Here is a 1,647-nt window from a genome sequence, read left to right on the forward strand (position 1 = left end):
GCCAGAAATAGGACCCCGCCAAAAAATAAATTTTGAGCTTAAGTTAACGGCGCCCAAAAGAGAGCAATAAAATTTTAATAATTGAACTTTTTATAATTCTAGAGAAAGACTCTAGATAAAAATAGAAAATGCTAAGCAACCCCTATTTTTTCTAAATACATCTTATATTGATAAAGAGCCCCCATGGCCTTAGCCGCACTTTTTATCGATTTTTGTCCTGTAAATACAGGTATTTTCATTTCCTCTAAAATATTAAACCATTCTTCTGTCTTTTTATCACCTTCTGTAGCTGCAATTAGCGGTTTTTTCTTTACTAATTCCAAGAATTCAGGAAATACTTTTTTAGCATCAAAATATGAAGGGGGCAATGCCAACATGATTGCTAAAACCATATCTACGTTTGGATCTCTAAGCAAAGCACCTATAGAAACCCTATGTACCTTTTCGGCTCCTGCCCCTAATGCTATCCATACGTCAAGCGGGTTTTTTGCGGGCTGATATGGCGGCATGATTTCCTTTTCTACCCATTTCTTAGTTTCTTCTTCCAGGTTGGCGAGCCTAAGACCCATTTTTGAAATCATATCTATAGCTAAGGCAGAAGAAGCACCACTTAACGTCATAATACCCACCCTATTACCTTTTGGAAGTGGACAGTAGTCAAACACCTTAACTAAATCTAAAAGATCTCCAAAATCCTCTACCCTTATAACTCCAGTTTGTCTTAGTGCAGCGTCAACTATTGCATCGTCTCCAGCTAAAGAACCCGTATGAGACAGTATGGCTCTAGCTCCTTCTTTGGTTCTCCCAGACTTTATCATAATGACAGGTTTATGTTTTGTAGTTTCTTTCATAACTTCTACAAATTTTCTCCCATCCTTTATCTCTTCACTGTAGACTCCGATCACTTTGATATTAGGATCGTCCTTTAGATATCCATTTATTATCTCTACTTCATCAAGATCAGATTTGTTACCTAGACTTATGCTCACTCCTATGCCGAATTTCTGAGTATCAATTATCCATTTTGCATATGAACCTGCTAAAACCCCTGACTGAGCAAGAAAGGCTATGTTGTCCTTCCTAAAGGTATCAAAGGTTACGGCCGTAGCTATTAAATTATTGTAAGAATTAATTATACCTAGGCAGTTCGGCCCTATTATCCTCATTCCTCCACTTCTTGCAACTCTTACTATTTCCTCCTCAAGCTTTTTTCCTTCTTCAGAAGCCTCCTTAAAACCAGCCGAAATTATAACTGCATATTTTACTTTATTCACACAATCCTTAACTGCTTGAAGAACTAAAGGTGCTGGAATTACTATAAAAGCAAGGTCTATTGAATTCGGAACCTCTTTTATGTTTTTATAACATTTATGACCTAAAATTTCCTTTTCATTAGGATTTATTAGATATATCTTACCAGAGTATGAAAATTTTATCAGGTTCTTTAGGATTGCGTTTCCCGCCTTTCCTTCGACTGAAGATGCTCCTATAATTGCGATACTAGACGGCTCCATTAATGCCTTAAAACTCATTTGTAAATTATTTTATAGACCAGCCTATAAAATTTTCGTTGTGTTTCCTTTGTTGCATAATATTGACTTTATGCATGATAGTTTTGGCTTCATGCTTATTTAAGCAGGTTGCATA

Annotated in this window: 1 protein-coding gene; it reads right to left on the minus strand. The window is 36.2% G+C overall.

The features are described from left to right. Window positions 1–131: 131 nt before the first annotated feature. Entirely contained in the window at window positions 132–1,514 is a 1,383-nt protein-coding gene (locus ACP5SL_RS05860) for an acetate--CoA ligase family protein (RefSeq protein WP_428228337.1), read from the minus strand. Window positions 1,515–1,647: the final 133 nt, after the last annotated feature.

The organism is Fervidicoccus sp. (assembly GCF_049967375.1).
Lineage (GTDB): Archaea > Thermoproteota > Thermoprotei_A > Sulfolobales > Fervidicoccaceae > Fervidicoccus > Fervidicoccus fontis.

Coding starts and splice junctions, on each gene's coding strand:
- ACP5SL_RS05860 (WP_428228337.1), bottom strand. CDS start 1,514: ATGGAGCCGTCTAGTATCGCAATTATAGGAGCATCTTCAGTCGAAGGA.